Genomic DNA, 19301 nt, shown 5'->3' with positions numbered 1-19301 from the left:
AGTTCAGCTGTAAAAGTGTGATTTTGTGTAATTTAATATTAATAAAATGTAAAACAGTTCACATTTAAGTATCTTATTCAATCCTGCCTATTTTATTGGTTTATGTCAACTATTATGATGATCTAAAAGTATTTTAGAATCTTTGAAATAAAAAAAGCCCTGATATTCAGGGCTTTTTTAAGTCATACTTATGCAGATTTTGCTTCAGCAGGTGCAGATAACATATGACCTGTTTCTTCGAAATTAGAATGCCAAGAGAGCGCTTCTGTAAGTAGGTGAGGAGTTTGTCCACCTTTAGCACATGCACGATCGAAATAGTCGTTTAATGCATCTTTATACAATGGGTGAACACAGTTATCGATGATTGCACGTGCACGTTCACGCGGTGCAAGACCACGTAAATCAGCAAGACCTTGTTCAGTCACAAGAACGTCTACGTCATGACCTGTGTGATCTACGTGAGATGCCATCGGCACTACAGATGAAATGTCACCGCCTTTAGCGATTGATTTAGTCACGAAGATTGCGATATGCGCATTACGTGCGAAGTCACCTGAACCACCAATACCATTCATCATTTTTGAACCACATACGTGCGTAGAGTTCACATTGCCGTAGATGTCAAATTCAAGCGCAGTATTGATCCCGATAATCCCTAAACGGCGTACCAATTCTGGGTGGTTTGAAATTTCTTGAGGGCGTAATACAAGTTTGTCTTTGTATTGCTCAAGATTATTGAATACTTTTTCACCATAACGTGCAGAAAGTGTAATTGATGAGCCAGAAGCGAATTTCATTTTACCAGCATCAATTAATTCAAAAGTACAGTCTTGAAGTACTTCTGAGTACATGATGAGATCTTCAAAATTCGATTCTTTAAGACCCGTTAATACCGCATTCGCAATTGAACCAATACCTGCTTGTAATGGACCTAAATTTTTAGGAAGACGTTCTTCAGCCACTTCTTTTTCAAAGAATTCGATTAAGTGGTTTGCAATTGCTTGAGTCTCATCATCTGGTGCAGTGACTGTTGATGGAGAATCATGGAATTCGCTGTTAAATACGATGCCAACAATTTTAGCAGGATCGATATTAATTGCATGTGTACCAATACGCTCATCGACTTGAGTGAGTGGAATCGGCTGACGTGTCGGACGATAAGATGGGATATAAATATCGTGCAAGCCTTCGAATGCTGGGCTTAAATTTGTGTTAATTTCAACAATTACTTTTTCTGCAAAGATTGCAAAGCTTGCTGAGTTACCTACTGAAGTCGTTGGAATGATGCCACCATCTTCAGTAATTGCTACAGCTTCGATTACAGCAATATCAGGCTTTTTCAATTGTTTATTACGCATTTGTTCAACAGTTTCTGACAAATGCTGATCAATAAACATTACTTCGCCTTTATTGATCGCCTTACGCAAAGTATTATCGACTTGGAAAGGTAGACGACGAGCCAATACGCCAGCTTCAGTTAACTGTTTATCTAAGTCATTACCCAAAGACGCACCAGTGATTAAAGTGATCTTTAAAGGGTTTGTATGAGCGCGTTTTACCAATGCCAATGGAACTGCTTTAGCTTCACCAGCACGCGTGAAACCACTCATACCTACGGTCATGCCATCTTCAATAAACGTTGAAGCTTGTTCAGCTGAAATGACTTTTTCATGAAGTGACTCTAAACGAATGCGATCTAAAGACATGGTTTACTCTTCTCTTGATATTCTGGATCTGGCACCGATTGTACCGATCAAGCGAGCCATTTTGCATACCTGTTAGGCTAAGGTCTAATTTTTTCAAAAAATGCGGATATAAAGATATATTATGGTTTGTAAGATATTGTTTTTTATTTTTAATTTTCATTGTGGTGAATAATTAAACCAATTCAACCGTTCAACTATTCACCATTCATCAAAATCGTTCGGTGATGGTTTGCCTGATTTTATCTAAGGTGCTATTGGTTGAAATATCAGCAACTTGAGGTGTTGAAAGGGGCAGTAGAATGATAGCTTCAAGACCTCCTTCAGGACGATTATGAATTTTTAATTCACCTTCATGAATATCGACAATTCGTTTTACAATAGCTAAACCAAGACCACTCCCTTGGATGGTACGTGCTTCATTGCCACGTACAAAAGGTTGCATAAGGTCTGCAATTTGATCTTCTGGGATTCCATCACCGTGATCAGCAACACAAATTTTTAGATGATCTCCCTCGACTTTCGCACTTAGCTCAATGGGTTCAGCACCATAACGCTTAGAATTATTAATTAAGTTACCAATTAAGCGCTTGAGGGAAAGCGAACGAGCAGTAATCAGTGGGAGTTCTTCTGGTTCAAAGCGAATATCCAGGGGTTTAAACTGAATAACCAATTCTTGCAAAAGGGTATTGATATTGGTTTCTTTTAGGTCTTCATCTGAACCATCACGCATGTAAGAAATAAACTGATTAAGAATGGCATCCATATCATCCACATCAAAGATTAAGCCTTCTTTCAAGAAGTCATCATCTGACATCATTTCAGCACTCAGTCGAATTCGAGTGAGCGGGGTTCTTAAATCATGTGAAATACCAGCCAACATAATTTGACGATCACGTTCAGTGAGCTCCAATGTATAAATCATATGATTAAAGGCTTGGTTGACTTGGCGGATTTCCAAAGGTCCGTGGTTCGTCTCAAGATAGGGGGCTTTTCCAGTTTTACTGTAGCTATTTGCTGCATTTTGCAGTCGGCGTAGTGGGCGATTGAGCTGTCTCACTAAAGTTAAGATAATCATGGCTGAAATCAGCGGTACGCCAAGAAACCATGCCAAAATCAATTCGGGGCTATAATTTGCATAAGTTTTTAACGGTTCTTGAACCCAATTCCCGTTCATTTCTGGGGTTTGAATCCAAATACGTGGGCTAGGTTTAAATTGGAAATAGACGGTGACCTCAGGCACGTCGAGCTCTTTGGCCAAACGTTTTTCAACTTGGTTCGTAAAGAATTCAGCAATGACTTTATCGCGCTGGTTGGGGAACGCAGCAGGGTCTGTAACGTATTCAATTCCAACACGCTGTTTTAACCATGTGTCAACATCAAGTTCAGTGTCACCATGAAAAATTCGAAGGTCGGGGTTGTTGATAATTTCGAGTTCAACCGCAAGGTAGCGTGCATGCTGTTGAATCTCTGGTAAATAGAGGGTTTTCCAAAAAAACCAAAGTGACATAAACAGACTAAAGAACACCACAAAAACAACCAAAACTGTTGTTCGCATTGCAGCGGAGCGCGGCTTGATTTTGTCAAGAAAGCGTTCCCATTTCGTTCGTTTTCGCTCTGAATACGCAACAAATTCATTAAATTTTTGTGGGTCAATAGGATCAAGTTTCACGGTCTAACCTGAGAGTTTGGGCTGAAAAAGAATAAGTGCATGTAATTGTTTAATACATAAAATAAAGACCCCGACATCATTGATGGCGGAGTCCATTGTTTAAAAAATTATTCTGCACCATCTGGTACGAATACGTATCCCACACCCCACACCGTTTGAATATAGCGTGCACGAGCCGGATTTTCCTCGATTAAACGACGTAAACGAGAGACTTGAACATCAATAGAGCGTTCCATTGCTCCCCATTCACGACCACGTGCCAAATTCATTAATTTATCACGTGTCAACGGTTCACGAGGATGTTGCACCAATGCTTTGAGTACTGCGAATTCACCAGTAGTTAAGGTCACCACTTGACCCTCACGAGTCAATGTTCGAGTCGATAGATCGAGTGACCAAGGACCAAATGAAACCACTTCAACATTCTGGCTTGGTGCCCCAGGAACCTCACGCACTTGTCGACGTAGTACAGCTCGGATACGAGCTAACAATTCATTTGGGTTGAATGGTTTTGGTAGATAGTCATCAGCACCTGCTTCAAGCCCTGCAATACGATCAGAGTCGCTACCACGTGCAGTGAGCATAATAATAGGCGTGTCAATGTTAGACTGCCTTAAACGACGACAAATGCTCAAACCATCTTCTACAGGAAGCATAAAATCTAAAACGATGAGCGAGAAAAGTTCACGTTGTAATAACCGATCCATTTGCGTGGCATCATGTGCGGTTTTAACCACAAAACCTTTATCTTCTAAAAACCGTTGTAAAAGGGTACGAAGACGCACATCATCGTCGACGACCAGAATGCGTTCAACTCTGTCAGTGTCATTGTGTACTACATCAGTATTTTCAGCAGGTACAACTAAACTCATGATGCACTCCCTTAAAAGTTGTATTTATAAATAGTCATTTGTCTCAGTATAATGCCTAAGTTCTTGTTAAGACTATGTATCAAATTGCTCAAAATTACAATTTTAAGTGTGTTCTGAAACCAAATCACAACATGTATTGACCTGTTTTTAAGCAAATAATTTAAAATAAAATCGCTATTCAATATGAAGCTAATTTGAAGTGCTATTGAAAGCAAAAAATTTACATCAAAATCAGAAAAATAAAGTGATTATAAAGAGTTAAATGTTTTAGTTCATTGTCAAAGTGATGACACAATGAGGCATTACACTCAAATAATTGATCAGAGACTTCACCAGAAGCTTTTTCTTTGGGAGATAAAACTAGAAAAATTGAGACTTTTATTTAAAATTTCATTGCAAATATTCAAAACAATTGTGGATTTTATAGTCTCGGTCTTTATAATCACTAACTTTTAGTCCTTATCCTTGTGGAATTTAACACGATGACTGACTTAGTTCAGCAGTTGGCAAGTGAACTTGCCGTACGTCCAAACCAAGTAGAAGCTGCCATTAAGCTGATTGATGAAGGTTCTAGTGTTCCATTTATTGCACGTTACCGTAAAGAAGTAACTCAAGGCTTAGACGATACGCAGTTACGTCAACTGGATACCCGATTAACTTACCTTCGTGATTTATTTGAACGCCGTGAAAAGGTCATTGAATCACTGAAAGAACAAAATAAACTCACGGATGATTTGTTAGCTCGCGTCAATGCCGTTGAAACAAAAAATGCATTAGAAGAAATTTACGCACCGTATCGTCCAAAACGTACGAGTAAATCATTTAAAGCAAAAGAGGCTGGTTTAGGCCCAATCGCTGAAAAAATCTATAATGAAAATGTTGAACCTGCAGAAGCTTTAGCAGGATTTAATCATGAAGATTATCCTGATTTAGAGAGTCAATTAGACGCTGTTCAGCATATTCTCATTGATGACTGGGCACAAAATATTGCACTCACGACAGAGCTTAAAGCGATGTTTGCAAAAACAGCAGTGTTAAAAAGCTTAGTTGCTAGTGAAGAGAAAAAAGAAGTTGGTAAAAAATTCCGTGACTACTTCGATTTTTCTGAAAACTTAAACAAAGTTCCATCACATCGCTTATTGGCAATGTTACGTGGACGTCAAGAGAATGTACTCGGTCTAAAAGTTGATGGTGAAAATGATGCTCCTTTGGCGCGCATTGAAACTGAATACAATCTTGATCAAGTTCAACCTCAAGCCCGTCAAGATTTTCTGAAGCAAACTGCAAAATTATTCTGGCTCGGCAAAGTCCGGCCTACAATTGAGCATTCACTTCTGACAGAAAAGCGTTTGGCTGCTGAAGCAGAAGCAATGCAAGTATTTGCAGAAAATTTACGTCATTTACTTTTATCTGCACCAGCAGGTTCACGTACTACTTTAGGTGTGGATCCTGGTATCCGTACGGGTGTGAAATTGGCTGTCGTGAATGCATCTGGAGATGTACTGGCACACAGCACGATTTATCCATTCGCACCTAAAGAAGATAAAGAAGGCTCAATCAATGAATTGGCACGTTTATGCCGTGAATTCAATGTTGAGCTAATTGCTATTGGTAACGGTACCGCGAGTCGTGAAACAGAAGCTGTTGTTGCGGAAATGATGGCTGCTCATGCTGATCTTAAATTAACGCGCGTGTCTGTATCTGAAGCAGGTGCTTCAGTATATTCAGCATCTGAATTGGCTTCACAAGAATTACCAGATTTAGACGTATCGATTCGTGGTGCAGTATCTATTGCGCGTCGTTTACAAGATCCATTGGCTGAACTTGTGAAGATTGATCCTAAATCAATTGGTGTAGGTCAATATCAACACGATGTGAATCAAACAGGCTTGGCAAAAACGCTTGAAGCTGTAGTGGAAGACTGTGTGAACTCAGTTGGTGTAGATGTGAATACAGCATCTACAGCGATTTTGGGTTACATCGCAGGATTAAACAAATCTATAGCACAGCAAATTGTAGACTACCGTAAAGAGAATGGTCGTTTTGATAATCGTCAAGATTTGAAAAAAGTACCACGCTTAGGTGAGCGTACTTTTGAGCAAGCTGCAGGTTTCTTACGTATTCAAGACGGTTCAGAGCCATTGGATGCTTCAGCAGTTCATCCTGAGTCTTATGGTTTAGTCAACAAGATTGTTGAAGCGAAAGCGACCACTGTAAAAGATATTATTGGCAATACTGAAATCATTCGTCAGGTTAAACCTGAAGAGTTTGTTGATGACAAATTTGGTTTACCAACGATCCAAGATGTTTTGGCGGAGCTTGAAAAACCAGGTCGTGATCCACGTCCAGAGTTCCGTACAGCGAAGTTCCGTGATGACATTACTGAGGTTTCACAACTGACTGAAGGCTTAGAGCTTGAAGGTGTAGTGACCAATGTAACGAACTTTGGTGCATTTGTTGATGTTGGTGTTCATCAAGATGGTTTAGTTCATATTTCAGAACTAGCGAATGAATTTATTTCTGATCCACATAAGTTTGTGAAACCAGGGCAAATTGTTCAAGTGCGTGTGTTACAAGTTGATGTGGAACGTAATCGTGTTAATTTATCGATGCGCCCTGCAGGATCTGAAGCACCTGCGAAGGCACCGCGCCAGCCACGTCGTGAAACTCATGGCCAGCAAGAGCAACGTGGTGAGCGTAAACCACACGCGAAGCGTCCTCAGCAAGCACGTCCACAGGGTGATCGCCCACAACATGCGAAAAAACCTCAGCAGCAGAAACCACAAGAACAGAAGATTGGTGGTTTAGGTGCATTATTATTACAAGCAGGGGTTAAAGGTTCGAAGTAATCTTTAATCAGGTAAAAAACCTCCCATATGGGAGGTTTTTTTATGCTTATGTTTTTAAATAAATGAAGAACATCAAGGTGATTTATTTTAAATGTAAACTTTAAGATGGTATAAAACAACAAGAAAAACTTAATAATCAATTCACTTCAAAATTATTTTTAACTTTATAAGTCATATAATTAAGAGAAATTAAACATGAGTATATCTCAAAATAACGAGCTGAAACCTCGATTTTATAATCGTGATTTGCTCTCAGGTCTGGTTGTTTTCCTTGTTGCACTTCCGCTTTGTTTGGGCATAGCTCATGCATCAGGTGCACCACTCATTTCAGGCATTATTGCTGGCGTGATTGGTGGAATCGTTGTTGGTTTTTTTAGTGGCTCACATATCAGTGTATCTGGTCCCGCTGCAGGCTTAGTGGCGATTGTATTGACCCAAATTGAATTACTACAAGGTAATTATCAAGCCTTTTTGTTCACATTGTTTTTAGCTGGAATTTTACAAATATTATTTGGTATTTTTAGGTTAGGTGTTTTCTCAAATTTCGTACCCACCAATGTGATTTTGGGATTGCTTGCCGCGATTGGTCTGTTACTGATTATCAGTCAATTACCTAAATTGATTGGTTTGGATGTCAAAGGCTTTGTTTTGATTGATCAATGGTCAATTCAATCTGTACTGAGTCATATTGATATTGGCTCAGGATTAATTGGTCTAAGTTGTATTGCGTTAATCCTACTGTGGGATAGTAGTAAATTAAAAAAACTGCCGCTGCCTTCAGCCTTGATTGCGGTGATATTTGCTGGACTTCTTAACTTTATCATGTTGAAAATCGGCTCTCCATATGCAGTAAACCCTCAACAATTGATTAATCTTCCGAATATCTTTTCTGGTTCAGAAACGATTTTCCAGTTTCCAGATTTTTCGTATTGGAATAATAGTTTAATTTATACGGGTGCAATTACATTAGCGGTGGTAGCTTCTCTTGAAACACTATTGAATTTAGAAGCTGCCGATAAGATGGATCCACAAAAGCGCTCATCACCACCGAATCGTGAATTATTTGCACAGGGTGTTGGAAACTCTATGTCAGGATTGATCGGTGGTATGCCGATTACCTCAGTCATTGTTCGTAGTTCAGTGAATGCAACCAGTGGAGCTAAAACCAAATTTTCTGCAATCTTTCATGGTTTTTTACTGATTGTTGCAGTGGTGGCGCTCACCCCATTAATCAATGCGATACCGCTATCTTCATTGGCAGCAATCTTAATCTTGACTGGATTTAAATTGGCAACACCAAGCCTATTTAAACGGATTTATGCGCAAGGTTGGAAACAATTTTTACCTTTTATTGTCACGGTAGTTGCAATCATTGCAACTGATTTACTGAAAGGTATCATGATTGGTCTAGTGATCAGTTTATTGATTATCTTACAGAGTCATTTACACCGTGGTGTACGTGTGATCCATGAAAAACACTTGCATGGTTCACTTACCCGTATTGAATTAGCACCGAATTTAAGTTTTTTAAATCGTGCCGCACTCGTCACCGCTTTAGAAAAAGTTAAACCGCATGAAAATGTGCTAATCGATGCATCCAATACCTATTATATTGATCCAGATATCTATCAAATTATTAAGGACTTTCAAAGTGAAGTGGCGGTAAAGCAGGGGATAAAAGTTAATTTACAAGGTTTTAAAGCACATTATCCTGAAATAAAAGAGGACGAGCTCGATCTTGATGTGAGTACGCAAGAACTCCAAAAACAGCTCAGTCCTGATCAAGTTTTACAGATGCTAAAAGACGGGAACTTGCGTTTTATTAATCATCAGCGTTTACACCATAATATTGCTCGCCAAATTCAAGTGACGTCAAATGCAGGGCAACATCCTATTGCTGCAGTGTTGGGTTGTATGGATTCTAGAGCACCGACAGAGCGCATTTTTGATGTAGGAATCGGTGATTTATTCAGTTTGCGTATTGCTGGAAATATTGCTGGTCAAAAAGTCGTGGGCTCTTTAGAGTTTGCATGTAAAACCAAAGGTTCAAAACTGATCGTGGTATTGGGGCATACGGACTGTGGTGCGGTAGGATCTGCTTGTCATTTATTTGAGCAAAAAGTGGATTTGAGTCAACTAAAAGATACACCGAACGTTCAGCATTTTTTGAAGCCGATTATGCAGGCGGCGGAAACAGTCAAAAATGATATGAGTAATTATCAACTTACAACCAATTTTATTGATGCCGTAACTGTGTTAAATGTGCGAAATAATATTAATTATATTATTAAAAATAGTGACACGTTAAGAGACATGATTGAGCGTAAAGAGATTGGGATTGTTGGCGCAATCTATGATGTGAAATCTGGTCAAGTCAACTTTTTATCTTAAATGATCTCATTTCATCAGTAAGTGATATTAAAAACCTCCCAAATGGGAGGTTTTTAATTTATCCATTAATCATGGGGACAATCCAGCTGGTTAAGATCAATAAAATCCCGAGATGACCTAATTTTCGTGAAATTTTTACGAATTTTGGAACTGATTGTTCGATCTTTTGTGCATAGTCTTGTAGGTTGGCAGCTTTAGTTTGGCGGCTATGCCACAAGAATACGGCAAGATCGATACAGATGAGAATAGTTCCTACATCTGCGACTACGTCTAAAACTTTAAATTCTTGAGTATAAAAACCGAGAGTAACTTGATAAATGAGGAATATCGCAAATGCGATGGCTGCACATTGCAGCACTAAAGCTAAACCACGCATAAGTACAAAGCATAAAATCAATAAGATGCAAGGTTTATAACATAACTCTGCCGCCTAACGAATGATCTCAAAATTTTTTTTACGCCTAGATTTGAACCCAATCATGATTAGCACTAAATAAGATTCGGTAAGATCAAGCTGAATGCAATAGTGCCTAAACCTATTTTTGACAAATGATATGCATAAGACTTTGGTGCTTTGGCATGATTCATCTGCTGTTGATCCAATTCAGTTTTATTTTGAGCATCGGCTGGTTTTATGCTGAATCCCAGCTCAAGCAAAATTAAAAATAAACCTAGCTGTAATAAGGTGTCGAATGAGTAATGTTGCTGAATAATCATGCTCATGATTTGAGTAAAAATCAAAACAGCAACTGCTAGAAAAAATAATCTAAAAAAATAAATTTGAGCCATGACAAACTCCTATTTTATGTTTTGATCATGGCATTTAATTCTTAAAGAATAATTAAAATCACACAGTGAAAATGTAACAAAATCATCTCACAAAGTACTTAAATTAACTTGTTCGATCACCAATGTTCGCCAGGAAATAGTCGGGCATATGCACGCTGTACAATGTTTAATTTCTCTTGGCGACCGACAGAAGCAGTAGAGCTTGGAAATAAATTAAATCCAATCGACATCAATTTATTATTAATATCAGGTGCAATTGCATAAGTAATTGATGCAAGTTTTCCAAGACCAGTCGCTACCTTTTTTGGACGGTTCACAATAGCACCAGCGATTAAATCTGCAGCTTGATTCGGTGAAAGTGCTGGCACGTATTTATATATTTTAGTTGGAGCGATCATCGGCGTTCTGACCAAAGGCATGTAGACCGAGGTGATAGCGATATTATGCGCATGGACTTCAGCTGATAGGCAACGGCTAAATGCATCCAATGCAGCTTTTGAAGCGACATATGCAGAGAAGCGTGTAGCATTGGCTAATACACCAATTGAACTAATATTAATAATATGTCCACGTTCACGGTCTATCATATGTGGAAGGATATTTAAAATGAGGCGAACAGCACCAAAATAGTTGAGTTGCATCGTGCGTTCAAAATCGTGAAAACGGTCGATGGACTCATGGACTGCACGGCGAATCGAACGACCTGCATTATTAATTAAAATATCAATATGTGTGACGCTATTGAAGATTTGTTGCGTTACAGCATCGATTGAACTCATATCATTCAAATCACAAGGAAAAATGTCAGCTTTTCCCCCTTTTTGCTCAATCTCATATTTTACTTGTTGTAAAGTTTCCTCAGTTCGTGCCACCAATAATACATGCGCACCTGCCGCAGCCAATTGATGTGCAACAGTTAAACCGATACCACTGGACGCGCCTGTAATCAGAATATTTTTTCCATGGACACGTTTTTTAAAACGCTGTTCTAATTTTTTATTCACTTCATTCTCCCTGTAAATGCAATGAATTGTGGAACACGTATTTTTAAACGTGTCATACAAATCAGCATAGTGGAAAAATGAAAATAAACCATGGCATAAGTTTATGAATTTATTGTAAAAATTAGAGTAAATGCTCTAATTTTTTATTGTGGTAATACGAATAAAATAATTGAAAAAGGACGATATGGTAAATGAGGATAAAGCCCCAGTCATGAGGCTTTATTTCTAATGTATTACCAAGATTAAACTTGAGCGAGCGCTTGTTCTAGGTCGGCGATTAAATCGTCAGCATGTTCGATTCCAATAGATAAGCGAACCATATCCGTAGAAACGCCAGCAGCTTTTAACTCTTCTTCATTCAGTTGGCGATGCGTTGTAGTTGCTGGGTGACATGCTAAGCTTTTTGCATCACCGATATTCACCAATCGTGTGAATAATTGTAGGGCATCTATAAAGCGAGTTCCGCCTGCTAAGCCATCCTGTACACCAAATGAAAGAATTGCTGAAGGTTTGCCCTTAACGTATTTCTGAGCTAAAGCATGTTGCGGGTGATCAGGTAGTCCTGCGTAATTTACCCATTTTACTTTTGGATGAGCTTGTAAATATTGAGCAACTTTTAAAGCATTTTCAGTATGACGTTCCATACGTAAACTTAATGTTTCTAAACCTTGCAGGATTAAGAAAACATTTTGTGGGCTAATCGCTGCACCTGTGTTGCGTAATGGCACGACACGAGCACGTGCAATATAAGCTGCTTCACCAAGCGCTTCGACATAGTTCACGCCGTGATAGCTTGGATCGGGCGTATTTAACGCTTTAAAACGATCTGGATATTTACCCCAAGGGAATTTACCGCTGTCAACAATGATACCGCCGATCGAATTACCATGTCCGCCGATGTACTTGGTTAGAGAGTGAACAACAATATCTGCACCAAATTCAAAAGATTTTTGAAGTACTGGTGTAGCAACTGTATTGTCCACAATTACAGGAATGCCAAGTTCATGTGCAAGCTTAGAAATCGCTTCTAAATCAATAATATTGCCGAGCGGGTTACCAATAGACTCAACGAAGACTAATTTAGTTTTTTCATCAACAAGTGCTCGCAAACTTTCTGGATTTTGATAATCGAAGAAGCGCACTTCGATCCCTTGTTTTGGTAGCGTATGTGCAAATAAATTATATGTACCACCATAAAGTGTAGATACAGAAGCGATATTGTCCCCAGCTTCAGCAATGGTTTGAATGGCATAGGTAATGGCTGCCATACCTGATGCAAGTGCTAATGCGCCGATCCCACCTTCGAGTGCTGCAATACGTTGTTCAAGCACAGCAGTCGTTGGGTTCATAATCCGTGTATAAATATTCCCAGAGACCTTTAAATCGAATAGGTCTGCGCCATGTTGCGTATTATCAAATGAGTAAGACGTCGTTTGATAAATGGGTACCGCAACTGCTTTAGTCGTTGGTTCAGGTGAGTATCCAGCATGGATGGCGAGGGTTTCGTCCTTATATGTCATTTTGAGATCTTCTTGTGGTTTAAAAATTGTTCAATGAGAATATAGCACCCTAATCATATTATAAAATTTATAAAATATTGAAAAAGTTATCTAAAATTCTCATATGTTGCTCATTTAAAAGCCATATTCTTGTGCACTTTGAATGGTAAGTTTGATGAAAAAATAAACTTGTAACATTCCTTGCAAGTTCGGGCGTATGGCTTATGTTTTTATCGTATTCATCGTATAATGCTCCCTAATTATTTGTCCGCGATTTGTATTTACAGCGGATTTTGTTTTTTTTATAGAGGAGTCCTACGTGGCCCAATATATTTACACGATGAACCGTGTCTCTAAGATGGTTCCGCCTAAGCGCGAAATCCTTAAAGACATCTCTTTATCATTTTTCCCGGGCGCTAAAATTGGTGTTCTTGGTTTAAACGGTGCAGGTAAATCTACCTTGCTTCGTATTATGGCTGGTGTAGATAAAGATTTCTCTGGTGAAGCTCGTGCACAACCAGGTATCAAGATCGGCTACCTTGAGCAAGAGCCGCCATTAGATGAAACAAAAGACGTTCGTGGCAACGTTGAAGATGGCGTTCGTGAAGCACTTGATGCATTAGCTCGTCTTGATGAAGTTTTCGCTGAATATGCAGCTGAAGATGCCGACTTTGATGCACTTGCAAAAGAGCAAGAAAAGCTTGAAGCAATTATTCAAACTTGGGATGCGCATAACTTAAATAACCAGCTTGAACAAGCAGCGGCAGCGTTAAACTTGCCAGCTTGGGATGCTGATGTCACTAAATTGTCAGGTGGTGAGCGCCGTCGTGTGGCACTTTGCCGTTTGCTCTTGTCTAAACCAGACATGTTGCTTCTTGACGAACCGACGAACCATTTGGATGCATCATCTGTTTCATGGTTGGAACGTTTCTTAAAAGATTTCCCTGGTACAATCGTTGCGATTACGCATGACCGTTATTTCTTGGATAACGTTGCTGAGTGGATTCTTGAGCTTGACCGTGGTATGGGTATCCCTTATCAAGGTAATTATTCTTCTTGGTTAGAGCAGAAAAATGCCCGCTTAGAGCAAGAACAGAAGCAAGAAGAATCTTTTGCTAAAGCATTGAAAAAAGAACTTGAATGGGTTCGTTCTAATGCAAAAGGTCAGCAAAAGAAAAATAAAGCACGTATGGAACGCTTTGAAGAGCTTAACTCTCGTGAATTCCAACAACGTAACGAAACGTCTGAAATCTACATTCCACCTGGTCCACGTCTAGGGAACAAGGTTGTGGAAGTTGAAGGTATCAGCAAATCGTTTGGTGATCGTACGCTTTACAAAGATTTATCTTTTGTTGTTCCACCTTGTGCGATCGTGGGTATCGTGGGTGAGAACGGTGCGGGTAAAACCACACTATTCCGTATGATGACAGGTGAATTACAACCTGATACAGGTACGGTAACGCTAGGTGAGTCAGTTAAAGTGGCTTACGTGGGTCAGATTCGTGACACCTTAGATAACAATAAAACGGTTTGGGAGGAAGTTTCTGGCGGTTTAGATATCTTACGTATTGGTGAATATGAAATCGCATCACGTGCATATATTGGTCGTTTTAACTTTAAAGGCCAAGATCAGCAGAAGCGTGTAGGTCAATTGTCAGGTGGTGAGCGTAACCGTTTACAACTTGCGAAAATTCTACAAATGGGCGCAAACGTTATCCTTCTCGATGAACCATCGAACGACTTGGATATCGAAACTTTACGTGCGCTTGAGGATGCAATTTTAGTATTCCCAGGTACTGTAATGGTCATCTCGCATGACCGTTGGTTCCTAGACCGTATTGCAACGCACATCTTGTCATTCGAAGGTGAAACACCAGAATTCTTCACAGGAAACTATGCTGAGTTCGAAGAATACCGTCGTAAACGCGATGGCGATGATCTAGTGGCTAAGCGCCAAAAATATCGCAAAATTGGTGGTTAATTCCATCTAATAAAAAAACCAGCCTTCAGGCTGGTTTTTTTATGAATTAATTTTATGAAAATGCTAAAAGACTATAAGCTTGAAGTAGAGTTCTTTTTGCATTTTCATTTCCAGCATTCGCTGATTGGTTCAGCCATTTTTCAGCAATTTGATAATTTCGATCCAAACCTAGTTCACCATTTAAGTAACTCAGACCTAATTGATATTGTGCTTCAGCATTCCCACGTAATGCATCACGTAGGTATAACCACATTTGATTTCGAGGGTTTAAGGATGTGGATGGCTCGAGATTGGATAAATTAGCCGTTCGAGTACGTTTTAGATCAAAGAATAGTGATTGAAATAGTTTTATTATCATTATGGTTCTCCTTGCTTATCCATGCAAAAATGAGATCTATTTCATTAAATTATGCTCTTTTGAAGGTTTTGTCTACTACTCATATATAAAATTTAAATTTATTTAATTTTAAGTCCTAAAAGTTCAAATGAGCTTTTAGGACTGATGAAAATAAACAATTAATTTTCCCATTCGTGATTACATTCACGGCATTTCCATTTCTTTTGAGATTGCATGAAGGCTTGCATCGAAATTTTGAAATCTGGTAAATCTTTCCAGAACATCACACCCGCTATCACTGCAATTAAAAATACGATCACAGTTGCAATTTGAAGTGTCTCGCCAGCACCATTACTAAAAATCATCAGTACAACGCTAATAATCACCAATAATAGGAGTAAAAATAGAGTGGGTACGAGGATGATTAAGCTTTTAGGAACATTTGGTCGTACAGCAGGTGCATTGGCACTTGCTAAAGGAAGAATTTTACGACTTTGACATTTAGGGCATTGGTACTGCATGAGCGCTCCGTATTTCTTTTGCTTAATTCTATAACATCGAAACTAAAATCAAAAATGTATAGATGAAAAAAAACCACTGATCGAGGTCAGTGGTTTTTTAGAATTTGGCGTCCCTACGGGGATTCGAACCCCGGTTACCGCCGTGAAAGGGCGATGTCCTAGGCCTCTAGACGATAGGGACTTATGAGGCAACACAGTTAATGCTATAAAAGCAATCTAGGTATCAAGCTAAGTGCTCAATCTGTGTGAGCGCTATATTAGGGATATAACACTCATGCGTCAATAAAAAATTTAATTAAGCTTCATCAACTGCATCATTTTTCGGCAATTTTAAGCTTTCATTCAATTTTTCCCATACTTTAAGCTCTTTTTTACTTGGACCGCCAACGATTTCGAGTGCATGACGCAGGCGAGCAAAAGTCAAATCAGGACCAATGGTCACCATGGTTTGCATCACTGGCGTTGAAGCAGTAGAACCCGCAATGGCAATAAAGAACGCAGGCATAAAGTCACGTAATTTAATTTCCATTTGTGCAGCTAAATCCATTAGCGTTTGGCTAACAGTGTCATTATTCCAAGTAAATAAGCTTTCTAAGCGCCAAATTGCAAATTGTAGGCTTTGACGAACTTGCTCTTCAGATAACTTTTTACTTTCGAATTGTGCTTTAGACAGTGTAGGGAAGTGATTAAAATAATGTGCTGACCAATTCACTGCTTCAGACAATAGGTTAATACGTGGTTGAATTGCAGCCGCAATTTCCTCTAACTTGGCACGATCTGCCTTCCACGCCAATAAAGTATTTAAAAGCTCAGCAGGGCTAAGTGCTTTGATCCATTGACCGTTTAACCAATTGAGTTTTTCTACATCGAAAATTGGACCCCCAAGCGATACACGTTGGATGTCAAAATTCTCGATCATCTCAGTCAAATTGAACTTTTCGCGTTCATCTGGCATTGACCAACCCATGCGACCCAAATAGTTTAATAATGCTTCTGGTAATACACCGATATCTTTGTAGTAATTGATTGAAGTTGGGTTTTTACGTTTAGATAGTTTTGTCTTATCAGGGTTACGTAAAAGTGGCATGTGGCAAAGCACAGGCATTTCCCAACCAAAATATTGGTAAAGCAATTGGTGTTTAGGTGCCGATGGAATCCATTCTTCACCACGAATCACGTGAGTGATTTCCATTAAATGGTCATCAACAACGTTTGCTAAGTGGTAAGTTGGTAGGCCATCGGTTTTCAGAAGAATTTGCATGTCAACTTGTGCCCATGGGATTTCTACTTCACCACGCAGTAAGTCATTAAATTTACAAATCCCTTCTTCAGGTACTTTCATGCGAATAACATGCGGTTCGCCAGCCGCTAAACGTCTTTCAACTTCTTCTGGCGTATGTTTTAGACCACGACCATCATAACGAGGAGATTCACCACGTGCTTGTTGTTCTGCACGCATTTGATCTAATTCTTCAGCAGTGGCAAAACAATAGAATGCATGACCTTTTTCAACCAGTTCTAACGCATATTTTTTATAAATATCCATACGTTCAGATTGACGATATGGCGCATGAGGGCCACCCACATCTGGACCTTCTGACCAATTTAAACCTAACCAGCGCAATGAATCGAGAATCATTTTTTCTGATTCAGGTGTTGAACGGAGTTGGTCTGTATCTTCAATACGTAAGATAAATTCACCGCCATGCTGTTGAGCAAAGCATAGGTTAAATAATGCGATATAAGCAGTACCTACATGGGGGAAACCTGTAGGAGATGGTGCAATACGAGTACGAACTGTCATAGCCAGAAAAAGTTATCAAATAAAAATTGGTTTTATTATAGCAAAAAGCCCAGTGGCTTAATGATTAATTCATTAAATCGGACTGGGCTAAATTTGACTCAATTGGGGAGATTGAGAAAAATGGTGCTTAAGATGTGTGCTGAGGAAATAAACTTTGTAAAAAACGCGAAAACTGTTGGTGTTGCGATGCTAGGAAGTTTTGCGTTGGAGCATTCTTAATAGAGGTGATCACTTTAATCTGATCCATCTCTGAAGAAGGTTTGTTCTCAGCACGTTCACGTTTTTGTTGAGTCAATGCGCGTTCGATAGGTGTTAATGACTTTTCAGCAACACTAGAGTTTTGTAGTGATTTAGCAGGATTTTGTAACGCTGCTGCATGTGTCTGGCTCATACCAAAAACACATAAAGTTAAGCTTAACGCTTGTAAATAGCACAAATTCATTTCAATTTTCCCCTATTTTGAATTTATTGTAAGAGTAATTAGGTTTACATTTTAAACATAAAATTCACAAAAGTACAAATGCATCACACTTTCTTACAATTTGTTATTCAACAATCCTTAAGTTACTCAACCTGTAGCTGAAATAAATTTTGCCTCTTTTTATCAATAAAATATGGAGATTTGGTGAAGATATGATGTTATGCGGTAAATTTTAAAGAGAATATAAGTGATAAAAATGCAATTCATATGAAGAAAATGTATATAAAATTTACATATTTACAATGATTTAATTCGTCTATTGAATACATTGTGACTGAAGTAAATAAAAAATATAGTGCAATTCATAAATGTAATAAAAAAGAGATTTTAATGAATAAGCACTTTTTCAATAAATTATTGGGCACAATGAGTATTGGGGCATTGTTGTTCAGTATGACTGCACAGGCGAATACATCATTTTTAAATGTTTCTTATGATCCCACTCGCGAATTTTATCAAGAATATAACCAAAGTTTCGGTGAGTTTTGGAAAAAACGTACTGGTCAAGACGTGCAATTTAAGCAATCTCATGGTGGATCTGGGAAACAAGCACGTGCTGTAGCAACAGGATTACAAGCAGATGTTGTGACCTTGGCACTTGCAAATGATATTGAAGAAATTGTAAAAGCAGGTTATATCATAAAAAATTGGCAAAAAGAATTTCCCAATAATTCAGCACCCTATACATCTACCATTGTTTTTTTAGTAAAAAAGGGCAATCCAAAAAATATCAAAGACTGGAATGATTTAGTCAAACCAGGTGTTGAGATCATTACCCCGAACCCAAAAACAGGTGGTGCGCCACGATGGATTTATTTATCTGCATGGGGCTATGCACTTAAACAGCCTGCCGGAAATGATGCCAAAGCTCGTGAGTTAGTCAAACGATTATACAAAAATGTCAAAGTGTTAGATTCAGGAGCCCGTGGATCACTCACGACTTTTGCTGAACGTGGAATGGGTGATGTTTTACTGTCTTGGGAAAATGAAGCGCTCTTAGCGACGCAAGGTTTGGGGCAAGATAAATTTGAAATTATTTATCCATCCATTTCAATTCTAGCTGAGCCTTCTGTTGCCATCGTAGATAAAACCGTAGATAGAAATGGGAATCGTAATCTCGCAAAAGGATATCTTAACTATCTGTATTCACCTTTGGGGCAGGAATTAGCTGCTAAACATAATTTTCGACCACGTAATGAAAAAATCGCAGCTAAATACAGTACTAAATTTCCAAAGGTACAATTATTTACCATCGATAAAGTATTTGGTGGTTGGGCGAAAGCGCAGCAAACGCACTTTGTAAATGGCGCGATTTACGACCAAATTTCAGCAGAAAAATAATCTATTTTTAGAACTTATGTGAATGGATCGTGATATGCTATCCATTTTTACTTATAA

The 19301-nt window shown here is 38.7% G+C and carries 15 protein-coding genes and 1 tRNA gene; 4 read left to right on the top strand and 12 right to left on the bottom strand.

The genetic code is table 11. The annotated features are described in order from the left end of the window. Positions 1-188: 188 nt before the first annotated feature. The 3 genes from AC1M9A_RS07320 to ompR form a co-directional block, all read right to left on the bottom strand. Positions 189-1706 carry an acetyl-CoA hydrolase/transferase family protein gene (locus tag AC1M9A_RS07320; RefSeq protein ID WP_092767310.1) on the bottom strand — a complete coding sequence of 506 codons (1518 nt, stop codon included), beginning with the start codon at positions 1704-1706 and terminating at the stop codon, positions 189-191. A 208-nt stretch (positions 1707-1914) separates the two neighbouring features. Next, on the bottom strand, positions 1915-3375 hold the full coding sequence (locus tag AC1M9A_RS07315) for an ATP-binding protein (RefSeq protein ID WP_092767308.1): 1461 nt from the start codon (positions 3373-3375) through the stop codon (positions 1915-1917). Positions 3376-3482: 107 nt separating this feature from the next. Then, on the bottom strand, positions 3483-4247 hold the full coding sequence (ompR, locus tag AC1M9A_RS07310) for an osmolarity response regulator transcription factor OmpR (RefSeq protein ID WP_035263934.1): 765 nt from the start codon (positions 4245-4247) through the stop codon (positions 3483-3485). A gap of 482 nt (positions 4248-4729) precedes the next feature. Between ompR and AC1M9A_RS07305 the strand changes: the two genes are divergently transcribed. Further along, positions 4730-7096, top strand: coding sequence for a Tex family protein (locus tag AC1M9A_RS07305; RefSeq protein WP_481609952.1), 2367 nt, complete (start codon positions 4730-4732; stop codon positions 7094-7096). Between the two features lie 195 nt (positions 7097-7291). Continuing rightward, positions 7292-9487, top strand: a complete 2196-nt coding sequence (locus AC1M9A_RS07300) for a bifunctional SulP family inorganic anion transporter/carbonic anhydrase (protein WP_481607868.1) — start codon at positions 7292-7294, stop codon at positions 9485-9487. A 58-nt stretch (positions 9488-9545) separates the two neighbouring features. On the opposite strand, the gene AC1M9A_RS07295 is transcribed toward AC1M9A_RS07300, so the two are convergent. The 4 genes from AC1M9A_RS07295 to AC1M9A_RS07280 form a co-directional block, all read right to left on the bottom strand. Beyond that, complete coding sequence (locus AC1M9A_RS07295) at positions 9546-9863, bottom strand: hypothetical protein (protein ID WP_092767300.1); 318 nt, start codon at positions 9861-9863, stop codon at positions 9546-9548. 113 nt (positions 9864-9976) lie between these two features. Then, complete coding sequence (locus AC1M9A_RS07290; protein ID WP_481609951.1) at positions 9977-10276, bottom strand: hypothetical protein; 300 nt, start codon at positions 10274-10276, stop codon at positions 9977-9979. 116 nt (positions 10277-10392) lie between these two features. Beyond that, positions 10393-11280: an SDR family NAD(P)-dependent oxidoreductase gene (locus AC1M9A_RS07285; protein WP_092767298.1), complete on the bottom strand. Its 888-nt coding sequence runs from the start codon at positions 11278-11280 to the stop codon at positions 10393-10395. A 242-nt stretch (positions 11281-11522) separates the two neighbouring features. Continuing rightward, positions 11523-12800: an O-acetylhomoserine aminocarboxypropyltransferase/cysteine synthase family protein gene (locus AC1M9A_RS07280; RefSeq protein WP_035263942.1), complete on the bottom strand. Its 1278-nt coding sequence runs from the start codon at positions 12798-12800 to the stop codon at positions 11523-11525. A 298-nt stretch (positions 12801-13098) separates the two neighbouring features. Between AC1M9A_RS07280 and ettA the strand changes: the two genes are divergently transcribed. Beyond that, a complete protein-coding gene (ettA, locus tag AC1M9A_RS07275) occupies positions 13099-14760 on the top strand; it encodes an energy-dependent translational throttle protein EttA (RefSeq protein ID WP_035263944.1) in 1662 nt (553 codons plus the stop codon). Between the two features lie 52 nt (positions 14761-14812). Here the strand turns inward: ettA and AC1M9A_RS07270 are convergent, their stop codons facing one another. From AC1M9A_RS07270 to AC1M9A_RS07250, 5 genes are all read right to left on the bottom strand, one after another. Further along, a complete protein-coding gene (locus AC1M9A_RS07270; RefSeq protein ID WP_051586493.1) occupies positions 14813-15118 on the bottom strand; it encodes an SEL1-like repeat protein in 306 nt (101 codons plus the stop codon). Between the two features lie 158 nt (positions 15119-15276). Further along, positions 15277-15618, bottom strand: coding sequence for a zinc-ribbon domain-containing protein (locus AC1M9A_RS07265; protein WP_035263946.1), 342 nt, complete (start codon positions 15616-15618; stop codon positions 15277-15279). A 105-nt stretch (positions 15619-15723) separates the two neighbouring features. Continuing rightward, positions 15724-15799: transfer RNA gene (locus tag AC1M9A_RS07260), tRNA-Glu, on the bottom strand. Positions 15800-15913: 114 nt separating this feature from the next. Beyond that, on the bottom strand, positions 15914-17422 hold the full coding sequence (gene gltX / locus AC1M9A_RS07255; protein WP_481609950.1) for a glutamate--tRNA ligase: 1509 nt from the start codon (positions 17420-17422) through the stop codon (positions 15914-15916). A gap of 127 nt (positions 17423-17549) precedes the next feature. Continuing rightward, the gene (locus AC1M9A_RS07250) at positions 17550-17864 is read right to left on the bottom strand and encodes a hypothetical protein (protein WP_092767291.1); all 315 of its coding nucleotides are present in this window, start codon (positions 17862-17864) and stop codon (positions 17550-17552) included. A gap of 405 nt (positions 17865-18269) precedes the next feature. Here AC1M9A_RS07250 and AC1M9A_RS07245 point away from each other — a divergent pair, with 405 nt between their 5' ends. After that, positions 18270-19244, top strand: a complete 975-nt coding sequence (locus tag AC1M9A_RS07245; RefSeq protein WP_481609973.1) for a sulfate ABC transporter substrate-binding protein — start codon at positions 18270-18272, stop codon at positions 19242-19244. The last annotated feature ends 57 nt before the right edge of the window (positions 19245-19301 follow it).

Source organism: Acinetobacter sp. ANC_7634 (genome assembly GCF_056779875.1).
The sequence above is the reverse complement of the archived record's forward strand: the minus strand, read 5'-3'. Positions and strand labels throughout refer to the sequence as shown.

Excerpts from the sequence above, each read along its gene's own strand:
- AC1M9A_RS07300 (WP_481607868.1), top strand. The coding sequence starts at position 7,292 with ATGAGTATATCTCAAAATAACGAGCTGAAACCTCGATTTTATAATCGT.
- AC1M9A_RS07250 (WP_092767291.1), bottom strand. The coding sequence starts at position 17,864 with ATGAATTTGTGCTATTTACAAGCGTTAAGCTTAACTTTATGTGTTTTT.
- AC1M9A_RS07295 (WP_092767300.1), bottom strand. The coding sequence starts at position 9,863 with ATGCGTGGTTTAGCTTTAGTGCTGCAATGTGCAGCCATCGCATTTGCG.
- AC1M9A_RS07305 (WP_481609952.1), top strand. The coding sequence starts at position 4,730 with ATGACTGACTTAGTTCAGCAGTTGGCAAGTGAACTTGCCGTACGTCCA.
- AC1M9A_RS07245 (WP_481609973.1), top strand. The coding sequence starts at position 18,270 with ATGAGTATTGGGGCATTGTTGTTCAGTATGACTGCACAGGCGAATACA.
- AC1M9A_RS07265 (WP_035263946.1), bottom strand. The coding sequence starts at position 15,618 with ATGCAGTACCAATGCCCTAAATGTCAAAGTCGTAAAATTCTTCCTTTA.
- AC1M9A_RS07290 (WP_481609951.1), bottom strand. The coding sequence starts at position 10,276 with ATGGCTCAAATTTATTTTTTTAGATTATTTTTTCTAGCAGTTGCTGTT.
- AC1M9A_RS07280 (WP_035263942.1), bottom strand. The coding sequence starts at position 12,800 with ATGACATATAAGGACGAAACCCTCGCCATCCATGCTGGATACTCACCT.
- AC1M9A_RS07320 (WP_092767310.1), bottom strand. The coding sequence starts at position 1,706 with ATGTCTTTAGATCGCATTCGTTTAGAGTCACTTCATGAAAAAGTCATT.
- ompR (WP_035263934.1), bottom strand. The coding sequence starts at position 4,247 with ATGAGTTTAGTTGTACCTGCTGAAAATACTGATGTAGTACACAATGAC.
- gltX (WP_481609950.1), bottom strand. The coding sequence starts at position 17,422 with ATGACAGTTCGTACTCGTATTGCACCATCTCCTACAGGTTTCCCCCAT.
- AC1M9A_RS07270 (WP_051586493.1), bottom strand. The coding sequence starts at position 15,118 with ATGATAATAAAACTATTTCAATCACTATTCTTTGATCTAAAACGTACT.